This is a genomic window from Halomonas sp. AOP30-A1-24, from assembly GCF_052378165.1.
Classification (GTDB): Bacteria; Pseudomonadota; Gammaproteobacteria; order Pseudomonadales; family Halomonadaceae; genus Vreelandella; species Vreelandella citrativorans.
In genome coordinates this window covers 54769-73746 of sequence record NZ_JBQSXL010000009.1, presented here as the reverse complement: position 1 = coordinate 73746, position 18978 = coordinate 54769, and the positions used below count along the sequence as shown (strand labels likewise).

Below are 18978 nucleotides of genomic sequence, written 5' to 3'. Positions count from 1 at the left end.
AAGTGACAGCTGCCGTTCAGTCGCCCGCCGCCGGTTTCAGTGCTCGCGCTTGGAAGTAGGCGTCGCTCATAACGAAGGCGAAACGCTGAGTGGCCTCAGCCCGGTACTGGCCGCGCTGTTCGCGCGCCCAGAGCGCGACCATATCGGCCAAGCGGACAACGCTGACACCGGCGTTATCCGCAAGTTTAAGCGCCCGGCGGAAGCGGCGAATCAGCTCTTCTGAGGTATGGCAATCAAGCAGCTGCTGAAAGCGCAGATCACTCATTCGCGGAGTATCCCCGGTATTGGGGCGCTTCTCGCCCAGGCGTTTGCCCAGCGGGGCATCGAACGTCTCGGCGCGCAACTCGCTTGCAACGGCAGCGATGGCGGCCCACGTCGTAATGCGCTGATCGCGCTTGCGGCTGTTGGCATCGCTCGGGGTGTCTTCCCATGCTTTGGTCTCGAGCGCCTGCCAGAGATGGCGAAACGCCTCGGTCAGCATGACCGTCTCGACGCTGTCGCAGCGGCGTAGCACGGCGCGCACGCCGCGTGGGAAAGGCCGCAGTTTGGTGTAGCGCTTGAGTTCCTGATCGTCCATCACCAGCCGTCGCCACCACAGGCGCAGCTCATAGGCTTCCTGTCTGTCGAGAGCATACAGATAGCGCTCTACCGTGGCACTCGCGTTGGCCTCGCCCTCTGTCGCTGGCGGCGACGTTTGTTGGTCTACTTCACTCATGCTGGGCTCTCCTCATTACGTTCCGCCATGGGCGCTTTTAGGTCAAAACCACCGTCGTTAGCAAACGCTTGGACTTTCTTGCCATTACCATTCAGGTACGCCCGCAGATAGCGCCGCGCGCTGGTGATGCGGTCGAGCTGCTGCATCTTCATACCTTCCAGCGGGCCGCTGATGGCTTGGGCGTCGAACAGCGCCATGGCTTCTTTTTTGAGCGACACATACCACTGGCGGTAGGTCTCGGGTGAGAGTTCGAGCGTGTCATCGCTCAGACCATCCCCCCGCAGCACCTCGCCCATCTCGCGCAGGGCAGTGAAAAAGGCCAGCTGCGTCGCCTCGAAAAACTGAGCATCGATCTGACTCATATCGCCCTTGGCATCTTCCGGACGCTTGAACCAGGCGCGCTTGAGCTGATTGCGCAGCGTCCAGCTGATATCCGAAGCCAAGTCGACGAAGCGCTTGGCCCAGCCGCGCAGCGTTTCCTGCTGCCCCTCGGGCACGCCCACCAGCGGCATCGCCACGCTGTACCAGCCGCGCGGCTTCATGTTGTCCATGTCATAGCCGAAGACCCAGAGCCGGGCACGCTTGAACAGCGCATCGAACGCTTCGCCGTCTTCTCGCGCTGCTTCCAGCAGCTCGTACTTTTTCAGGTGGTGGGTGACCACACGGGCCGGCAGTGCACCGCTGCCGACTTCATCTTCCAGCACCAGCCCCGGCCAGTGGCGGTAGCCAAGCCCGCCGGGCTGGCCTTTGCTGGAAAGCGGCAGTTCCCCGTCCTTTTTTGGGTTGAGGCGGCGGTAGGGGGTGAGCGGGTGGCGCCAAGGGCCGTCGTAGTTGGCGCCCTGCTTCTTGGCGCGCAGGCGGCGCACCGGGTGCTTTGCCTCGTGGCCGCAAAGGTCGCACTCACCCGGCGTTTCGTCGAATAGCAGTCGGTAGCGCCGGGGCATCGACCAGAAGGCGTGCAGCGGATGAACCTGCTCGGGCAACACCTCTGTGCCTTTCTTGTCGCTGACGCGGGTATCGGCCATCCAGAAGAACAGATCGGAATCATCGGCTTTGGGAGCGCGCCAGGCCTGCCCCGGCTGGCCCACGGCGTCGGCGGGCATGACGTTGGGCCAGAGTCGCGCCCACAGCGGCTTGCTCTCGTCTTCGGGCAGAATCAGCGTGGTCAGCGGCCCGCCGCCGCGCAGGCCCACGCGAATGCCGGCACCACCGGCGGGCGCGTTGATCTGCATGGTATAAAGCGCCAGCGCCGCGCACTCGGGGCAAGCAGTCTCTACTCGGCCGCGTTTAACGAAGAAATCGGTATTGTTCTTAATGCCGTTGGCGCCGGGGGAGTCGATCAAAAGGCCCGCAACCGGCGCTTCCTTGACGTCGTCCAGCGGGTCCAGATCCTGCATGAAGCGCGGACCGTCGCCATCCAGCTCGAAGGCGGAGGCAAAGGGGGCCAACAGATTGTCGAGCTCAGCCACGCTGGGCGGCGTCTGGTAACGATCCAGCCAAGCATCGGTATTTTTGGGCGTCATCGCCGTCTGCAGCAGCGCGATCAAAAACTGCCAGGCCACGCCCTGAAAGTCGGCGCGGGGCAGAGCCAGGTCGAGCACATCCGGGTCGGCGAGGGCCGAGGGTGGGCGGTATTCGATTCGGCTATCGCGATACCGAAAGGGCAACCAGGGATCTGTGAGTAAATTCATCGGCACCTCACGTGCGTTATTTCGGCGTTAAGCGTTCTTGTTTAGTTACCTTGTATCACCTGTCTTTCAGTAAAATGGCAACGTCTATTTTTGTTCAAAACTCACGCCCCACTGCTCATCGTAATCACACTTATCGTCCTCTTCCGGCAGCCAAGGTTGAACGAAACGCAGCCCGCGGTGGTGCTGCTGCAGCGCTTCCCACTGTTGGGTATAGTGCCCCGGAAGTTGAGCCAGTTTCTTGACTTGGCTCTCCCTCAGCCGACATCGGCTCAGTCGATCGGCGTGGCGGTGATCTTCTACCCAGAGCACCAGTTCATCTCCACGACGCTTGAGCAACACGACCTCGACACTTTGCTCGTCGCTGAGCCGGGTGCCCGTCTCGCGCTCCTCCTGCCACGGGTCGAAATCGCCATCGAGGCGGTAGCCGTCTTCCAGATTCAGGGCGTTATGGGTAGCCATCGAGATCGCCTGCTTATCCATACCGGTGCGCTCGAAGTGCGCCAGATCAAACGCTTCGGGGAGGTCATCCGTCGAGGCAGCGTAAACGCCTTCGATCAAGGTACGCGCCTCACCCGGCATGGTGATGGCGCCCTGCTCGAGCAGCACGCGCTGGGTCAGCCAGATCAGCGAGGTGTCCTTGTAAACGGCTTGGGTGCCGCGATGCGCCTGGCTCAGCCAATCAGCGCCGGGGATATCGCTCCACGCGGGGGCGAGTACCTGCAGCACGGGCGCGGGGCGTTCGCCGCGCTGGTGGCGCTGCAGCCGCCCGGCGCGCTGTATCAAGAGGTCGATGGGCGCGATGTCGCTGACCATCTGGTCGGCATCACAGTCCAGGCTTTCCTGGAAGACTTGGGTGGTGACAATCACTTGTCCACTTCTCAAAGGCGGCGTGGAATCCTTGCCGAAGCGACGAATGACCTCGGACTCGATCCGCTGGCGGTCCACCATGGCAAAGCGGGCGTGGAAGAGCAGGCACCGCTCCGGATCGGGGTGGCGCTCGCGTAACGTTTGATAGGCGCGGATCGCATCATCGACGGTGTTGCGCACCCAGACGATGCACTCCCCCGCTTTCACGGCGGCCAGTACACGCTCGATAGCCTCGTCCTCACTTTCCAGCCACGCGATGTCCACACGGCGTGCGACTTCCGGGCGCGTCTTGACGGGCACTTCGTGGGTAGCGCTCTTTCCGCAGTGGGTCAGCAATGGGTAGTCATGTGCCTCAAGCGGGCTGGTTTCAACGCCCAGGCCGTGGCACCACGCGGCCGTCAGCGCCTCGCGCATGGCGCGGGGGAGCGTGGCCGTCAGCAGAATGGCGCTGCCTCCTTGGCGGGCGTGATGGGCCAGCAGTTGGTGCAGCAGGGTCTGCATGTAGTGATCGAAGGCGTGAACTTCATCGATAATTAGCACCTTGCGCGCCAAGCCCAGCAGGCGCAGCGATTGGTGACGAAACGGCAGTCCGCCCATCAGCGCCTGGTCGATGGTGCCCACACCCACATCGGCCAGCAACGCCTTCTTGTTCGAGTCTGCCAGCCAGCGGTTGCACTGGGTCGAGGCGCTGGCGTCTATCGCGTCATAGTCGTCGTGGTCGGGCTGTACGATGGTTTGCTCAAACGCTTCATTAAGCGCCCGCGCGCCGTGGGCTAGTACCAGCGAGGGCCTTGAGGCAGCGCTGTAGAAGCGGTGATGAAGATCCCCTAGGCGGGTGTACATGGCGTTGGAGGTTGCCATGGTAGGCAGCGCGAAATAGAGCCCTTCGCCGTGGCCATCGGCCAGCAGTCGCTGGGTCAGAATACAGGCGGCTTCAGTCTTGCCCGCGCCGGTCACGTCTTCGAGGATGAACAGCTGCGGCCCAGCTTGAAGCGGCAAGTCTTCCGCCTTCTGCTGCAGCGGGGTCGGCGTCACCTTGCCTGAAAACCACTGTGCCAGCCCGGCGTAGGGCACGGGCTCCGGCGGGCATGCAAAGCCGGTGGCGTCCAGCACCGTTTCGGCCTGCTTGCGCGCTCGCGGCCAGTAGTCGGCCAGCGCCATGGCCTGCTGGCAATAGGGAAAATAGTCCCGGTTCGAGCCCAGCCAGTCGCTGAGCGTCGCCCATCCGGCTACCGTCCAGCTTAGCGTTTTGAAACGCGCCAGCCACTCTTCATCCAGCAGTTTTTTGATCGGCCAGTCAGGTCCTATCAACGCGGCCCAGTCGGCGACGAAATCACCGGCGGCGGCCGCATCGGCAAGCTCGCCGTCGTCGACGAAGAAGTCCGCAAGAGCGAGCTGACCGGTCTCTACGGGGTAACCATGGTGGCCGAAGAATGGCGCCAGCAGGTGATCCATGGGCGCCAACAGCTTGCGTTTGGTCGCCGTGCTGTCTTCTGGCCAGCGCAATGCGCCGTCCTTGCGCCAGGTGTTCCAGCAGGCATCCCAGAGCAGCACGCCCAAACGGTCGTGACGCTGCTTGTAGGGTTTGCCTTGCGGTGGGGCCATACCATCGAGCGCGAGCTTCAGCACCTCCTGAAAGGCGCGGGAGAACTTGCCGAGGTCATGAAGCCCCAATAAAAACACCATTAGCCGCCGCAATGGCTCGGGCTCAATACCCAGCTGCGCCGCCAGCTGCTTCGTCAGCGGGCGCTCCGGCGCAAGCAGGTGCCAACCAACGGCCGCTACATCCAGGCTATGCCAAGCCAGCAAATGGCAAGCATCTTCTGACTGCCCCGGCAGGGCCTTGCCAGCATAACGGTGATAGGCCGGCAGACGTGAAGATCGAGTCGGCATGGTCAAAACATTCTCCCTTGATCTGGATGGCAGCCACGCTAGCTCAGTAAAATTAGCGAAATAACCAAAACCGACGATAGCGTGTCTGGAAGTTGAAAGGAAGGTCCCAAACGACTAATGGGTGAACGCGTTGCGTCACCATGAAAAAACCGCTCCTGGTCGAGAGCGGCTTTTAATACCGTGCGTAGTAACGTACTTGTCGATCTGGCGGATGACGTGGCCTGGCAGCGTCACATTCACCTTTTCGGTTTTACCCAGGTAGGGCGTGATATTAATCTCGATGATTCCCCAGCCGTTCTCTTTCTTCTACCATGACTTTGGCTAGTGAACAGGCCTCATACGCTATCTGCCCATGGTCGAAATCGATTGCAAGTTCATTGTCATTCGCCATTATCTAGTTCCCAAGCAAAAAAGCCCAACGGCACGATCCGTTGAGCTTTAGACTGGTGAATTAGTAACTTACTAATTCAAACAGCAGCGATTCTTTCAATATGATTTTGCTCTTTATGCTCGGCTTGCCATAGGTCGTAGTTGGTCTGCATGGTCATCCAGTGCTTAGCGTTACCAATACCGCCATGCTCAAGCCTAACCGCAAAATCAGGGGAAATGCTGGCATGCTCATGCAAAACGCGGGATACCGCTGTGCGGGACATACCTAGTTTCTTGGAAAAATCAGTGACATTCAGCCCCAGCGCGGGCACGATCCGGCGGCGTAACAAGCTGCCTGGGTGCGGCGGATTCATCATCGTCATCACGTTATCCTCATCATAATCGTCATCGTCATGCACAATATTTTTAATCTGTATATTTAGAGGCTGTGCAATCGTGGCTACCGCTCAAGTGGCGAAACCATCCGGTGGCCCTTGATAACCGTATCGTGTCGGTTATCGAGGAGCGCCGCCGTCAGTGGTAGTCTAAATAGTCAACAAGGTGTGCATCCTCCCCATCAAACGTAAATATCACTACCCAATTACCGTTTACATGCACTGAAAAAAAGCCCTTCTTATCACCTTTCAAGCCATGGAAATCAAAACCTGGTAAATCCATATCGTTTGGCTTGGTTGCGGCATCCAGTACTGCCAGTATGTCTCTTAAATCGTCTACATGGTTAGGCTGTACTCCTTGGGGCTCCCCCCGCTCATAAAGCCGTTTCAGGCCTTTGTGTTTGATTTTCTTTATCATCGCATCGCTTTGCCTCCCTTGCCGTCGAACCTGCATACACTGTAGCGCGTAACGCTACGCGATACAACAATGAATAGGCATTATGGGTACACCCCTTATACCCCTCCTTTTTATATATACGGTTCATCCCCACGCCTGTGGGGAACGGGCTTCATACTCAGCCAGCAGTAACAGCAGGCCCGGTTCATCCCCACGCCTGTGGAGAACGGCTCTTCAAGAGACCAGCCGCGAACCGCGCAAACGGTTCATCCCCACGCCTGTGGGGAACGGGTTCAAGCAGTGGTACTGTCATCGTCTTTACCCGGTTCATCCCCACGCCTGTGGGGAACGGCGTAAAACGGTGGGCGCTTTTATGGGTAGTGCCGGTTCATCCCCACGCCTGTGGGGAACGGATCGCGGAACTTATTACCCTCAATCACTGCATCGGTTCATCCCCACGCCTGTGGGGAACGGAGAGCATGAGCCGTGGCCGGTGCAAATATCGCCGGTTCATCCCCACGCCTGTGGGGAACGGTTGACAAAGCTGAATGAAAAAGAGCGAAATATCGGTTCATCCCCACGCCTGTGGGGAACGGTTTCAGGTGAGCGACCAGTGGCGCGGGCAATTTCGGTTCATCCCCACGCCTGTGGGGAACGGCTATTGAGTCGTCGTGACTTTAGCGCGCTGGCCGGTTCATCCCCACGTCTGTGGGGAACGGGTCGGGGATTTTGTCAGTCAGCTCACGGCTATGCGATTCATCCCCACGCCTGTGGGGAACGGGCGAGACCATCGAGCAAATGGCCGCCGACATGCGATTCATCCCCACGCCTGTGGGGAACGGGCGAGACCATCGAGCAAATGGCCGCCGACATGCGATTCATCCCCACGCCTGTGGGGAACGGGTCGCCATAACTGAGCCGCAATTGACCGCATCCGATTCATCCCCACGCCTGTGGGGAACGGTGCACAAGCGCAAGAGCAACAGCCGTAACGTGCGATTCATCCCCACGCCTGTGGGGAACGGCCGCGAAGTGTACCGGCCTGATTCCCCACGATCGATTCATCCCCACGCCTGTGGGGAACGGGTGGGGGCAGCGCGTCAACGCGGGCGACCAGCGCGATTCATCCCCACGCCTGTGGGGAACGGGGCCTAAACAGCACTTGATAGAAGCGGGCAAGCGATTCATCCCCACGCCTGTGGGGAACGGTCTTCAGCGCTTCCCTCGCTGGGGTTTATACGCGATTCATCCCCACGCCTGTGGGGAACGGGTGCGCATGGAGCGAGCGCGCAATGCCCTCGCCGATTCATCCCCACGCCTGTGGGGAACGGCGCTCACTTTTCCTCATTACGCCTGGCACCGTCGATTCATCCCCACGCCTGTGGGGAACGGCGTATCATGACACGTCCTTCATCGTTATAACGCGATTCATCCCCACGCCTGTGGGGAACGGTCTAATTGTAGATGACTGTTCTGCAAGATAAAAATAGGCAGTAGAAAATCCATCAGCGATTTAGGTCAATTTTTGATCAGAAAGATATTCTTAAAGAACAGTAAAATCAGAACGTTGCAGGAATCTATAAAAATCGCACCAAGCCTCGGTCAAAGGTATAAGTATGCATCGTTTTTATGAAGAGCGACCTCTCTTATGGCATATACATTCGCCAACGGCGGGTTACTCGTGAAGGGCGCTCGTTAGTAGTGCGTATTGGATGATTCATTGGCTCAGCTACGTTCTCAAATATGCGCCCACCGCGAACGTAGCCGCCGCCGCCAGTTGCTGACCGGCTGCTAAGAGATATTGGTATCACCCGTGCCCAGGCACAAAAGGAGGGTCGTAAATCCTTTTGGAAGCACACATTATGAGAAGGAGAACGATATGAAAACCGCTGAATATTATCTGCTGGACGTATTTACCGATCAGCCTTTTTCGGGCAATCAGCTAGCCGTCTTTTTAAACACCGACGGGCTGACAACAGCCACCATGCAGGCAATCGCCAATGAGCTTAATCTTGCCGAAACGGTGTTCTTAAGTGCGCCCATTGAGCCAAACCACTATCCGATGCGGATCTTTACGCCCACCCAAGAGCTACCATTTGCCGGCCACCCGACCGTCGGCACCGCGCAGCTTCTAGCCGAGCTTGGCTTGGTTAGCCGTGCGCAAACGCTGGTGCTTCACCCGCCTGTAGGCGAGTTACCCATTCGCTACTCAGGTGAGAAAGCCGTGTTTACAACCGCAAGGCCCGCCAGCATTACGCCAAGCACACTGGACCAGCAATCGGCGGTGGCACTGCTCGGCTTGCAACCCCATCAGGTCATCGGCACGCCGGTTATCTCATCCTGCGGACTGGCGTTTCATCTGATCGAGCTGAGCGACCCCGCAGCCCTAAAAAACATACACATTTCAGCAACCATATGGGCAGAGACCGTTGCCCCGAGCGGTGCGGAGCAAATATATCTTTACGCAACAGAAGCGGCTGACTGCTCAAAAGCTACGCTTCGGAGCCGCATGTTCTCCAGAGAACATGGCCTTTGCGAAGACCCCGCAACCGGCAGTGCCGCAGCGGCATTAACCGGGTATTTGGCAACCCTGAACGAAACGACGCACTGGACCATTCATCAAGGCGTTGAAATGGGCCGCGCCAGCGTTATTGAAACCACCCTGCATAACGGCCTGGTTCAAGTAGGCGGCAGTGCTGTGCTGGTGGGCAAGGGGGAGCTTTACTTGAGAGATTAACAAGCGGCTTGAAAGCCAACTAATCGTGCGATTGATCCAGGCATCATCATCCTGCCCAGCCGCTTTTCGGCCAACGGGCCATAACAGCGTGCGGCATAAGTTTGACACATCAGTACCGCTCAGCGGCCAGCGTCGCGAGTAGCACAGCGGCCAGGACGGTGTGGCTTCAATAGCAGCACCAACGCCACGCAGCACAGCAGCGCTACGATGAGATCAAACGTTAGCGCAGTGATTTGTTGGCCGGCGACTATCCCTAGCAGGCCGATACCGACGACGGGCAGCGAGATCGCCACATACGCAACAACGAAAAAAGACGATACCGTTGCTGCCTTGTGCTGAGGGGAACTGGCCGCCGATATCGCACCCATGCCCGCCCGGAAGGTAATGCCCTGACCAATGCCCGCAACGATGGCGCCCAGTATGAATCCAAGCAGTTGCTCGTAAGCAATCCCCCACGCAATGATGAGCACACCGACAAGCAGCACAGCGCACCCAATCGGCAATCTTCCAGGCTCCGGCAGCCGCCCCTGACCCATTTGCCCAACGGTCGAGGCGATAAACGGCAGCCCTGCCACACATCCTATCAACGCATGATTGGTGTAGCCCATTTGCTGGCCCAGGAAGGCGGGGGTTGCCGCTGTATAAAAACCGAACACCATAAAACCAGCAAACGCTGCGATAGCCGCGGGTATAAAAACGCTGCGCACCTCGGGAGGGATTTTAGGTGTTTGAACGCGAAGTTTGATATTCGCTGGGCGCGTAACCGTTTCAGGCGCTCGCCAGATACACACCACCGCTACCAGCGCTAACGCGAAGTGAATAGCAAACGGCAACACCAACGGTGCCGCAAACAGTACGGCCAGCGCCCCCGCAAGTATCGGTCCGACACCTAACCCGACCATATTGGCGGCGGTAGCAACCAACGTGCTGGAGCGTCCCCAGGAACGGGGTGCCAGCTCCATGACAGCCACCGTGGCAGTACCCGTAAAGATACCCGCTGAAAGCCCCGAAAGTACGCGGCCGGTAAGCAACATGCCTACCCCATCGGCTTGCCAAAATACGATATCGCTTACCGCTGACAGGAAAAGCCCGGCAAGCAGCAGCGGCTTACGCCCTAGCTGATCAGACCATTGCCCGGTAAGCAATAACGCTGAAATAACCCCCACCGCATACGCCGCAAAGATGACGGTAATCATCAGATCCGAAAAACCAAATTCATGCTGATAGATCGGATAAAGCGGCGTGGGCAGCGTGGTGCCCACCATGGTGATCATGAAAGCGAGCGCCGCCCCTAAAAATACGCCTGCACGCCGCGTATCCGGCGCTTGAGAAGAGCTCATAAATGTCCTTATAGAAAATACAGAGATCCATCTTCTCAGAAGGCGAGTCGAGAATGGGAACTCTCATAGCCAACGAACGTTAATGGATGTGTTATGTCTCGGCCAACTGCTCTTGGGCCAGTTTTGCAAAGTGTGTGCGTGAGGGCTTTAGCCCTTGCACCGAGGGCCACGCCAACCATGCATCGGGCACCATAAAGCCCGGCAGCGCCTCGCGCACCCAACGGGCCAGAGCCTGATCTTCGCTGCTTTGCGCATGCCAATCAATAAAGGCAACGGGGCGCTCACCCCACTCGGGATGTGGCACAGCAACCACCAGCGCTTGGGCGACGCCGGGGTGATCCACCAACCGCTGTTCGATGCTTTCCGGCTGAATGTTCTCACCGCCGGAGATAAAGCCGTTATCCAGCCGCCCTTCAACCACCAGTTCCCCCGCAGAATTAAAATACCCCTTGTCCCGGGTGGCAAACCAACCCTCGTCATTTAGGGCTGGATCCAGCGCACCGTTACTTAAATAGCCGCTAAACAGGGTATCGCCCCGCACCTGTATTTCATCGTCGATGATCCGAACATCGCGCCCCGGAAGAGGCTTGCCAACGACACCTGGTGCCGAGGGAGTGCCGGTACAGACCTGGCTTGCCATTTCAGATAGCCCATAACTAACTTTTGGCGCCAGCCCCAGCGAGGTCATGTGCTCAACCAAGGGAGCGGGGATCGCCGCTCCGCCCAGCAGCAGTTCGCGCAGCTGTGTCCTGGCGGGGTCAAAACCTGCTTGTAACAAGCGCCAGAGCTGAGTGGGTACCAGTGAAAGATGCGTAATAGCCTGTTGTTCCAGGCGTGCAGCTAGCGGCGCAGCGCCATCATCCAGAATGACCCGGCCACCTGCAAGAAATACGCGAAAGGGGATCGCGTAGCCACCAATATGAAACAGCGGTAGCGACAACAGCCAGCCGCTTTGTTGATCAACCGGAATTAAGGTCGCCGAGCCTCTGGCCGAGGCCAAATGATTCCCCAGCCGGTGCAGTACCGCCTTAGGCATGCCGCTGGAACCCGAGGTAAAAATCGTGTTACAGCGCTGATCGGTATTCAGCTGCACCGCTTGTTCGGTAATTAGCTCTTCGGAAAAATCGAGGGTAATCGGCGCTGGAGCAGATGACGTTACCTGCGCGTCGCCCTGCTCACCTTCCGTGTAACAAATGCGGCTGGCCTGCAGGCGCTGGGCAAGCGCGTGCTGCTGGGCGCTTGGAAAGGCCGGGTTTAGCGGACAGAAAACCACCCCGGCACGCAGACAAGCCCAGGCCAATAATAACGAGGCCAATGCGCCTTTGGCCGGGGCCATTAATTTGTCCCCAGGCTGAAACCCCTTTTGCGCCAGCTGTCGCGACAACGCGGCGATACGCCTGTCGAGCATTCGATAAGTAAGCGTCACTGAGCCACTGTGTAGCGCAATATGCTGCGGAGTTTCGGTGGCCCAATAGTTAATGGGGCAAGGCTGCATCACTCGGCACGCTCCTGGTTATTCCTGCATATCTTGATAGAGACACGTCGCTTGATAGAGGCACGTCAAGCGCCCAACAACGACATCGCCTGCCGTGGTGGTTACCCGTTCAGCCAGCCAGTTTCCGGTATCCAGCCCCGGTGGTTCTGTGGGCGCCCATTGGCGGGCCAGCCGAGCCAGCAGGCCCAGGCCAAGATCAGACTCGAAACTTGAGGAAATAACTACCCGCAGATTATCTGCCCGTGCCCGCTGTACAAGTGCCTCGCAGGCGCTTAATGCGCCTATCAACGTAGGCTTAATCACCAGGGCAGCAATATGAGGATGGGAATACCAGGGCGCGTTACGTGACAACGTTTCATCTAGCGCAATCTTCACACCCGCTGCATCGGCCACGGCAATGGTGTCAGCAAACGTGGAGCAGGGCTCTTCCAGGTAGTCGATCTGTTCACGCGGTAGCTGTCGACAAAACCGCGTGGCCTCCTCACGCGTCCATCCGCCGTTGGCATCCAGAATCAGTTGGGTAGCGGGCAGCTTTTCAGACAGCCTAGCGACCAGCGCTAGCTCGTCGCTCATTGCGTAACGCGCTACCTTGAGTTTGAGGCGCGAAGGTGGCGGCTGCCCGCCCTTGCGTATGTTGTCTAACGCACTATCCAGCATCGCGATCAGCGATACGGGCTCGCCTTGTAATAGTGGGTAAGGCGCTAACGCGGCGGAGCAGTGTGGGGGCCAAACGTGCTGTGCACAGTCGAACCCGAACTGTACCGAGGGGAGCGTGGGCACTGCTTCTTCACCGCGCTTCAAGGCGGTTAGGCAGGCCCTGCTTTCGGTCTCGGCATCGGTTAAGGTTTCTGCTGAAAAACCAGGCAGTGGCGCAATGTCACCCCACTGCCCGTTAATCGACACCAGCAGCCCTTCTCGCTGCGTGATCCGCTGGCCGTTAAACAGCAGCGGCTGGCGAAGTGGCAGCGCGTAGCGGTAAAGCGCTAATGGCATTAAGGGTTACGCGGATAACGTGAGAAATCCGGGGGCCGCTTCTCATTAAACGCGTTACGCCCCTCCTGGCCTTCATCGGTCATGTAATAGAGCATAGTGGCGTTACCCGCTAGCTCCTGCAGCCCGGCCTGGCCATCGCAGTCGGCATTCAGTGCCGCTTTCAAACAGCGTAACGCCATGGGGCTGTGCTGCAGCATCTCCCGACACCAGCGCACGCTCTCTTTTTCAAGCTCATCCAGCGGCACCACGTGGTTGACCAGGCCCATCTCCAGCGCTTGCGCAGCGCTGTACTGGCGGCACAAAAACCAGATTTCGCGGGCTTTTTTCTGGCCCACGATGCGCGCCATATACGAGGCACCGTAGCCGCCGTCGAAAGAGCCCACCTTGGGGCCGGTCTGGCCAAAAACCGCGTTATCCGCCGCAATGGTCAGGTCGCACATAAGATGCAACACATGCCCACCGCCAATCGCGTAGCCTGCCACCATGGCGACAACCGGCTTGGGGCAGGTCCGAATATCACGCTGAAAATCCAGCACGTTCAGGTGATGAGTGCCCTGCTCATCCTGGTAGCCGCCATAGTCACCGCGAATGCGCTGATCACCGCCGGAGCAGAATGCTTTATCGCCTGCGCCGGTGAGCAAAATCGCGCCGACGCGACTATCGTGACGTGCGCGACCAAGCGCCTGAATCATTTCGCTAACCGTCAAGGGGCGAAAGGCGTTACGCACCTCTGGGCGGTTGATGGTAATGCGTGCAATGCCCTCTTTAGAGACATGATACCGAATATCCTGGTAGTCGCCGGAGTGGTCCTGCCACTCAACCGGTTGATAGAGTTCCGCTTCTGTAAGTCCGTGGATCATTCAAAGTTCCCTGATTCATTAGGTATTGGCGTCTTTCGGGCTTAGCGCAACATACCTGCCACGACCAGCCCTAGTGCCAGAAGGCTTAACAGCGCCGCAGCGCCATACATCAGCTTTTTATTGGTGGTATCGCGGCCCAAAATAAGGTCAAACATTCCGTGGCGCAGGCGATGGGCGGCATGAAAAAGCGGCAAACAGACCGCCGCACCAACAAATAGAAAGCCTGGCACGCTGAATAGCAGTGCCGATGCACGCTCATGGCTGAGTGCGTTGGCAGGTAGCCAGCCCAAGGGAAGCAGCACGGCAAAAAACAGGATGGCAGAGGGCAGTAGCACAGCAAAACAGACGCCACCTGCACTGAATAGCCCCCACCACAGCGACTCATCGTAGGCTTGGCGGTGGGGAGGCTGGTTCGTGCGCTGACTGTCCGTGCCTGGCATATTCATGGTTGGTTTAGTCATACAGACGTCCTCCCAAACAGCCAGATAAACAGCAGCAGTACGGCCAGAACGCCCGCCCACTGCCCCGCCACAATCGCCTTATCCGGCAGTTGGTAGTTACCGATGCGCAGCGGCATAACGCGAGGAAACAGCACAAAAAAGGTCGCCGCGTGAAACAGGCTAGCAGCTAGCGCCAAAAGGTTGAGCAGCAAAACGATGGGAGATCCCATAAAGGCGATCCATCGTTGCCAGCTCTCTGGGCCCTGGAGCAGCGCGACCATGCCCGCCAGTAGGCAGAGCAGGAAAAAAACCAGCGGTATCACCGTCGCTTCACGCAGCATATAGAGTTTAAAAAAGCGAAGTTTCAGCCACCAGTTACGTTTTAACGGCACAAAGCGTTGAGATGTCGACTTATCCATACCCTTTCTCCTAGCCCTTAAACAGCGCAATTAGCGTGTGCTTAGCGGACGCCACCTTGCTCTGATTGATAGCCGCCGCTGGGTCAACGTGTTTGGGACACACCTTTGAGCAAAAGCCTACAAAGGTGCAGCTCCACACGCCTTCATGGCGGTTCAATTCGGCCATTCGCTGCGTGCTGCCATGGTCCCGGCTATCCAGGTTATAGCGGTGCCCCAGCGCAATGGCTCCTGGGCCAATAAACTCAGGATTAAGCCCAAACTGCGGGCAAGCGGAGTAACAAAGCCCACAGTTGATACAGTTAGCGAACTGCTTGTAACGGGCAAGCTGCCGGGGCGACTGGCGATAGGTTTCTGGCGCCTTCGGATCAAAGGGCTTTACCGGGTTGTCGTCTATCAGATAGGGCTTAACGGCGGCCAGGTGATCGAGGAATATCTCCATATCAACCACCAGGTCGCGCTGCACGGGAAAGTGCGCCAATGGTTCAATGCGGATCTCATCGTCGAAGTCGCGCAGGAAGGTCTTACAGCCAAGCTTGGGGACGCCATTCACCATAACGCCACAGGAGCCACAGATCGCCATGCGACACGACCAGCGGTAGCTCAGAGTGCTGTCGAGCTGCTCTTTGATGTGATTCAACGCATCCAACAATGAGGTGCTGTCGTCGACTGGCAGCTCATACTCCTGCCAATAGGGCTCGGTAGAGTTGTCGGGTAAATAGCGTTTGACGCTGATGCGCCGGGTAGATACCTGCTGAGTACTCATGCCTTGCCTCCCTTGGACGCATCCCCATAGGTACGTTCTGCGGGCGCGGAAAAACGCACGTCTACCTCCTGCCATGCCAACCGAGCGTGTGCATCGCCTTGATAAAACACCTGGCTGTGCTTGAGGTAGTTAACGTCATCGCGCGTTTGCATACCGTCATCCAAGCGCTGGTGAGCGCCACGGGACTCACGCCGCTCCAGTGCACCAAGGCAAGATGCCTCGGCAATATCCAGCCCGTAGCCAAGCTCAATGCACTCAAGCAACTCTGTGTTGAATATTTTGCTGGTGTCGTTGACACGAATCTTCTGATAGCGCGCCCGCAGTTCACGAATCGTCTCCAACGACTGCCGCATACCCTCTTCGGTACGATAAATACCACAGCCACTCTCCATGGCCTGCACCATGGCATGCTTAAGCGTCACCCAAGTCTCGCCGCTGCCCTCACCATCACAAAGATGCGCTAGTTTTGCCTGCTGATGGGCAGCCTGGGTTTCCAGAAGGTGCATGTCTGCCCACTCGGTTTGCGCCGCGCGCTGGCTTGCCTGCTCCCCCGCTAAACGACCAAACACCAGTAGCTCAGTGAGCGAGTTGGAACCCAAGCGATTAGCACCATGTAGCCCAACAGAGGCGCATTCACCCGCCGCATAAAGCCCGGCAACCGACGTTTCACAGTAGGGATTGGTTTCGATACCGCCCATGGTGTAGTGCACCGCCGGGCGGATAGGGATCGGCTCTTTGACCGGGTCAACGTTAATGTAGGATTTAGCCAGCTCGCAGATAAAGGGCAGGCGCTCAAGAAGGTAGGCTTCGCCCAAGTGGCGCAGGTCAAGATAGACCACATCGCTATCGCCAAAGGTGCCAGTGCGGCCCGCCTGCTGCTCCTGCCAAAAGGCCTGTGAGAGCTTATCGCGAGGGCCCAGCTCCATGTACTTGTTTTCCGGCTTGCCCAGTGGGGTTTCCGGGCCCAGCCCGTAATCCTGAAGGTAGCGGTAGCCATCCTTATTGAGCAAAATACCGCCTTCTCCACGACACGCTTCGGTAATTAAAATGCCGGAGCCGGGAAGGCCCGTGGGGTGATACTGAACAAACTCCATGTCCCTAAGCGCCACACCGTGGCGATAGGCCATTGCCATCCCGTCGCCAGTCACGATCCCTGCGTTGGTATTAAAGCGAAACAGGCGCCCGGCACCTCCTGTTGCCAATATCACGGCTTTGGCACGCAACAAAATAAGCTCGCCGGTGGCCACTTGAAGGGCAATGACGCCAATAACGGCCCCTTCGTGCACGGCAAGATCAAGGACGAAATACTCATCGAAGCGCTCAATTTGGGAATATTTGAGCGAGGTTTGAAACAGGGTATGCAGCATGTGAAAGCCGGTTTTATCGGCGGCAAACCAGGTACGTGCGGTTTTCATGCCGCCAAAACGGCGTACCTGCACATTACCATCCTCCTTGCGGCTCCAGGGGCAGCCCCAGCGCTCCATCTGCACCAGTTCCTGGTAGGCATGATGCACAAAATAGTCCACCACGCCTTGCTCAACCAGCCAGTCGCCGCCCGACACAGTGTCATCAAAATGCGCCTGATACGTATCCTCCTCGCTGGTTACCGCCGCCGCACCACCCTCAGCGGCAACGGTATGCGAGCGCATAGGATAGACCTTGGAAATTAGGGCGATACTTTGAGAAATGCCCTGTGCCTTGGCGCTTTCTGCTGCGGCGATAGCGGCACGTAAGCCTGCGCCGCCTCCACCCACAATCACGATATCGAAATCTCGATGCTGCATGACATTCCCTTACTGTAGCCAAGTCAAAGGCGGTAGTGGCGACACGCTTCGATGCGGTGTCTTTTGGTTGAACTTATCACACTCCAGGTACGTGCTATCCCCTCATGCCAAGCTCTATTGACGCATATCAAGAAATGCATCTTTAAGACAGGCGATGCTTTAACAAGAGTAGTTAAGTTTAATTTCTCATTTATTAATTTTAATAAAGAATTCCAACTACAATTTTAACTATTAGTCGCTATCGCCATTCTCTGCAACGTATGCAACCGCAAGCAGATGAAAATCAACAGCGTTAGCAGTGAAGAGACTCGGCTGCTTTCGCAGCCAATAAGAGGGGGGCAGCTTGATATGAACAGTAGCGTGCAATCAGCATTTGATTGGAAGTTGTTAGCGCCGCTTGTAGTGGCCATTATCGTTGCGTTGATACCCACGCCTGAGGGGGTTGCTCCTCACGCCTGGTACTTCTTCGCTATTTTTCTGGGCTGTGTGGTGGGGCTGATTTTTGAACCCTTGCCAGGCGCGGTCATTGGGTTAATCGGCGTGATTCTGGTGGCGCTACTCTCCCGCTGGGTGCTGTTTTCACCCGAACAGCTAGCGACCGAAGGCTTTAATGCTGCCAACCAGGCCTTTTCATGGGCCGTTTCGGGCTTCACCAACTCGACAGTGTGGCTGATTTTTGGCGCGTTTATGTTCGCGCTGGGGTATGAAAAAACCGGGCTAGGCAGGCGCATATCACTTTGGCTGGTCAAGGCCATGGGCAAGCGCACATTAACGTTGGGCTACGCGGTAATGATCGCCGATGCGGTGCTGGCGCCTTTTACACCTTCCAACACGGCGCGTAGCGGGGGCACCATTTATCCGGTCATTCGCAATCTGCCGCCGCTTTACGACTCCCAGCCCAATGACCCCAGCATGAAGCGCATGGGCAGTTTTCTGATGTGGACAGCGATCACCTCGACCTGTGTGACCAGCTCGCTGTTTCTAACCGCGCTTGCCCCCAACCTGTTGGCCATTGCTCTGACAGAAAGCGCTACCGGTATTCATATTAACTGGGGGCAGTGGTTTATCGCCGTAGCGCCCGCTGGCATTCTGCTGCTGTTGCTGGTCCCACTGCTCTGTTACTGGCTATGCGCGCCAGAAGTGAAAGCCGGTGAAGAAGTGTCCAACTGGGCGCGGGATGAGCTGAACAAACTGGGTGCGCTTACTCGCAACGAGATACTGCTGGTCATCATGGTCGTCACTGCGCTACTGCTGTGGATTTTTGCGGGCGATGTTGTGTCCGCATCCCTGGTAGGCCTGGTGGTGATTTGCTGCATGCTGCTGACCGGCATCGTGAGCTGGAACGATATCCTCGACAATCGAGCTGCCTGGAATACCTTTGTGTGGTTTGCAACACTGGTGGCGCTGGCAGGCGGGCTGAGCCAGGTCGGGTTCGTCAATTGGTTTGGTGGCATGGTGGGTGAACAAATAAGTCACTTTAACCCCGTAATGGCGATGGTGGCGCTCACGGTGATTTTCTATCTCCTGCACTACCTGTTTGCCAGCGTCACGGCCCACGTTACCGCCCTATTGCCGGTGATGCTGGCGGCGGCTTCCGGTATTGCAGGGTTGGATATGCAGATGTTTATCCTCCTGCTGCTCCCCACACTGGGCTTTATGGGCATTATTACCCCCTACGGCACCGGCCCAAGCCCGGTTTACTATGGCAGCGGTTATCTGCCAAGCGCCCTTTATTGGCGGCTAGGGGCTATTTTTGGTCTGCTGTTCTTAGTGGCCTGGCTGGCTATCGGTTTGCCGTGGCTGCTGTTGATTAACTGAAT

Annotated in this window: 17 protein-coding genes and 1 CRISPR repeat array; of the genes, 3 read left to right on the top strand and 14 right to left on the bottom strand. The window is 57.7% G+C overall.

Features of this window, described 5'->3' with window-relative positions:
• Positions 1 to 16: 16 nt before the first annotated feature.
• The 6 genes from casB to ACT3TJ_RS07060 all read right to left on the bottom strand — a co-directional run bounded on the left by casB (position 17) and on the right by ACT3TJ_RS07060 (position 6348).
• The gene (gene casB / locus ACT3TJ_RS07085; protein ID WP_441677428.1) at positions 17 to 715 is read right to left on the bottom strand and encodes a type I-E CRISPR-associated protein Cse2/CasB; all 699 of its coding nucleotides are present in this window, start codon (positions 713 to 715) and stop codon (positions 17 to 19) included.
• Positions 712 to 2406, bottom strand: coding sequence for a type I-E CRISPR-associated protein Cse1/CasA (casA, locus tag ACT3TJ_RS07080; protein WP_444621561.1), 1695 nt, complete (start codon positions 2404 to 2406; stop codon positions 712 to 714). The genes casB and casA overlap by 4 nt, the downstream gene beginning before the upstream one ends.
• 84 nt (positions 2407 to 2490) lie before the next feature.
• Entirely contained in the window at positions 2491 to 5166 is a 2676-nt protein-coding gene (gene cas3 / locus ACT3TJ_RS07075; RefSeq protein ID WP_444621620.1) for a CRISPR-associated helicase Cas3', read from the bottom strand.
• A gap of 135 nt (positions 5167 to 5301) precedes the next feature.
• Positions 5302 to 5451 carry a type II toxin-antitoxin system HicB family antitoxin gene (locus ACT3TJ_RS07070; protein ID WP_441677591.1) on the bottom strand — a complete coding sequence of 50 codons (150 nt, stop codon included), beginning with the start codon at positions 5449 to 5451 and terminating at the stop codon, positions 5302 to 5304.
• Between the two features lie 182 nt (positions 5452 to 5633).
• Positions 5634 to 5918 carry a HigA family addiction module antitoxin gene (locus tag ACT3TJ_RS07065; RefSeq protein WP_225735997.1) on the bottom strand — a complete coding sequence of 95 codons (285 nt, stop codon included), beginning with the start codon at positions 5916 to 5918 and terminating at the stop codon, positions 5634 to 5636.
• 151 nt (positions 5919 to 6069) lie between these two features.
• Positions 6070 to 6348, bottom strand: coding sequence for a type II toxin-antitoxin system RelE/ParE family toxin (locus tag ACT3TJ_RS07060; RefSeq protein WP_441677424.1), 279 nt, complete (start codon positions 6346 to 6348; stop codon positions 6070 to 6072).
• Between the two features lie 119 nt (positions 6349 to 6467).
• Positions 6468 to 7780: a CRISPR direct-repeat array (repeat unit 29 nt; unit sequence CGATTCATCCCCACGCCTGTGGGGAACGG).
• 335 nt (positions 7781 to 8115) lie between these two features.
• Between ACT3TJ_RS07060 and ACT3TJ_RS07055 the strand changes: the two genes are divergently transcribed.
• The gene (locus tag ACT3TJ_RS07055; RefSeq protein WP_441677589.1) at positions 8116 to 8193 is read left to right on the top strand and encodes a hypothetical protein; all 78 of its coding nucleotides are present in this window, start codon (positions 8116 to 8118) and stop codon (positions 8191 to 8193) included.
• Positions 8194 to 8206: 13 nt separating this feature from the next.
• The gene (locus ACT3TJ_RS07050) at positions 8207 to 9064 is read left to right on the top strand and encodes a PhzF family phenazine biosynthesis protein (protein ID WP_444665546.1); all 858 of its coding nucleotides are present in this window, start codon (positions 8207 to 8209) and stop codon (positions 9062 to 9064) included.
• Positions 9065 to 9183: 119 nt separating this feature from the next.
• On the opposite strand, the gene ACT3TJ_RS07045 is transcribed toward ACT3TJ_RS07050, so the two are convergent.
• The 8 genes from ACT3TJ_RS07045 to frdA form a co-directional block, all read right to left on the bottom strand.
• Positions 9184 to 10404: an MFS transporter gene (locus tag ACT3TJ_RS07045; RefSeq protein WP_444665544.1), complete on the bottom strand. Its 1221-nt coding sequence runs from the start codon at positions 10402 to 10404 to the stop codon at positions 9184 to 9186.
• 91 nt (positions 10405 to 10495) lie between these two features.
• Positions 10496 to 11899, bottom strand: a complete 1404-nt coding sequence (locus tag ACT3TJ_RS07040) for an AMP-binding protein (RefSeq protein ID WP_444665542.1) — start codon at positions 11897 to 11899, stop codon at positions 10496 to 10498.
• Between the two features lie 18 nt (positions 11900 to 11917).
• On the bottom strand, positions 11918 to 12892 hold the full coding sequence (gene menC / locus ACT3TJ_RS07035) for an o-succinylbenzoate synthase (RefSeq protein WP_444665541.1): 975 nt from the start codon (positions 12890 to 12892) through the stop codon (positions 11918 to 11920).
• Positions 12892 to 13752: a 1,4-dihydroxy-2-naphthoyl-CoA synthase gene (menB, locus tag ACT3TJ_RS07030; protein ID WP_193054219.1), complete on the bottom strand. Its 861-nt coding sequence runs from the start codon at positions 13750 to 13752 to the stop codon at positions 12892 to 12894. The genes menC and menB overlap by 1 nt, the downstream gene beginning before the upstream one ends.
• A gap of 41 nt (positions 13753 to 13793) precedes the next feature.
• Entirely contained in the window at positions 13794 to 14213 is a 420-nt protein-coding gene (frdD, locus tag ACT3TJ_RS07025; RefSeq protein ID WP_444639210.1) for a fumarate reductase subunit FrdD, read from the bottom strand.
• On the bottom strand, positions 14210 to 14611 hold the full coding sequence (locus ACT3TJ_RS07020) for a fumarate reductase subunit C (protein ID WP_444630890.1): 402 nt from the start codon (positions 14609 to 14611) through the stop codon (positions 14210 to 14212). Before ACT3TJ_RS07020 ends, frdD begins: the two co-directional genes overlap by 4 nt.
• A 10-nt stretch (positions 14612 to 14621) precedes the next feature.
• Complete coding sequence (locus ACT3TJ_RS07015; RefSeq protein WP_192528230.1) at positions 14622 to 15374, bottom strand: succinate dehydrogenase/fumarate reductase iron-sulfur subunit; 753 nt, start codon at positions 15372 to 15374, stop codon at positions 14622 to 14624.
• Positions 15371 to 17158, bottom strand: coding sequence for a fumarate reductase (quinol) flavoprotein subunit (gene frdA, locus ACT3TJ_RS07010; RefSeq protein ID WP_444665539.1), 1788 nt, complete (start codon positions 17156 to 17158; stop codon positions 15371 to 15373). Before frdA ends, ACT3TJ_RS07015 begins: the two co-directional genes overlap by 4 nt.
• A gap of 276 nt (positions 17159 to 17434) precedes the next feature.
• Here frdA and ACT3TJ_RS07005 point away from each other — a divergent pair, with 276 nt between their 5' ends.
• Positions 17435 to 18976: an anion permease gene (locus ACT3TJ_RS07005; RefSeq protein WP_444665537.1), complete on the top strand. Its 1542-nt coding sequence runs from the start codon at positions 17435 to 17437 to the stop codon at positions 18974 to 18976.
• The last annotated feature ends 2 nt before the right edge of the window (positions 18977 to 18978 follow it).

Excerpts from the sequence above, each read along its gene's own strand:
- cas3 (WP_444621620.1), bottom strand. The coding sequence starts at position 5,166 with ATGCCGACTCGATCTTCACGTCTGCCGGCCTATCACCGTTATGCTGGC.
- ACT3TJ_RS07020 (WP_444630890.1), bottom strand. The coding sequence starts at position 14,611 with ATGGATAAGTCGACATCTCAACGCTTTGTGCCGTTAAAACGTAACTGG.
- ACT3TJ_RS07050 (WP_444665546.1), top strand. The coding sequence starts at position 8,207 with ATGAAAACCGCTGAATATTATCTGCTGGACGTATTTACCGATCAGCCT.
- ACT3TJ_RS07045 (WP_444665544.1), bottom strand. The coding sequence starts at position 10,404 with ATGAGCTCTTCTCAAGCGCCGGATACGCGGCGTGCAGGCGTATTTTTA.
- frdA (WP_444665539.1), bottom strand. The coding sequence starts at position 17,158 with ATGCAGCATCGAGATTTCGATATCGTGATTGTGGGTGGAGGCGGCGCA.
- casA (WP_444621561.1), bottom strand. The coding sequence starts at position 2,406 with ATGAATTTACTCACAGATCCCTGGTTGCCCTTTCGGTATCGCGATAGC.
- frdD (WP_444639210.1), bottom strand. The coding sequence starts at position 14,213 with ATGACTAAACCAACCATGAATATGCCAGGCACGGACAGTCAGCGCACG.
- ACT3TJ_RS07065 (WP_225735997.1), bottom strand. The coding sequence starts at position 5,918 with ATGACGATGATGAATCCGCCGCACCCAGGCAGCTTGTTACGCCGCCGG.
- casB (WP_441677428.1), bottom strand. The coding sequence starts at position 715 with ATGAGTGAAGTAGACCAACAAACGTCGCCGCCAGCGACAGAGGGCGAG.
- ACT3TJ_RS07060 (WP_441677424.1), bottom strand. The coding sequence starts at position 6,348 with ATGATAAAGAAAATCAAACACAAAGGCCTGAAACGGCTTTATGAGCGG.
- menC (WP_444665541.1), bottom strand. The coding sequence starts at position 12,892 with ATGCCATTAGCGCTTTACCGCTACGCGCTGCCACTTCGCCAGCCGCTG.
- menB (WP_193054219.1), bottom strand. The coding sequence starts at position 13,752 with ATGATCCACGGACTTACAGAAGCGGAACTCTATCAACCGGTTGAGTGG.
- ACT3TJ_RS07015 (WP_192528230.1), bottom strand. The coding sequence starts at position 15,374 with ATGAGTACTCAGCAGGTATCTACCCGGCGCATCAGCGTCAAACGCTAT.
- ACT3TJ_RS07005 (WP_444665537.1), top strand. The coding sequence starts at position 17,435 with ATGAAAATCAACAGCGTTAGCAGTGAAGAGACTCGGCTGCTTTCGCAG.
- ACT3TJ_RS07040 (WP_444665542.1), bottom strand. The coding sequence starts at position 11,899 with ATGCAGCCTTGCCCCATTAACTATTGGGCCACCGAAACTCCGCAGCAT.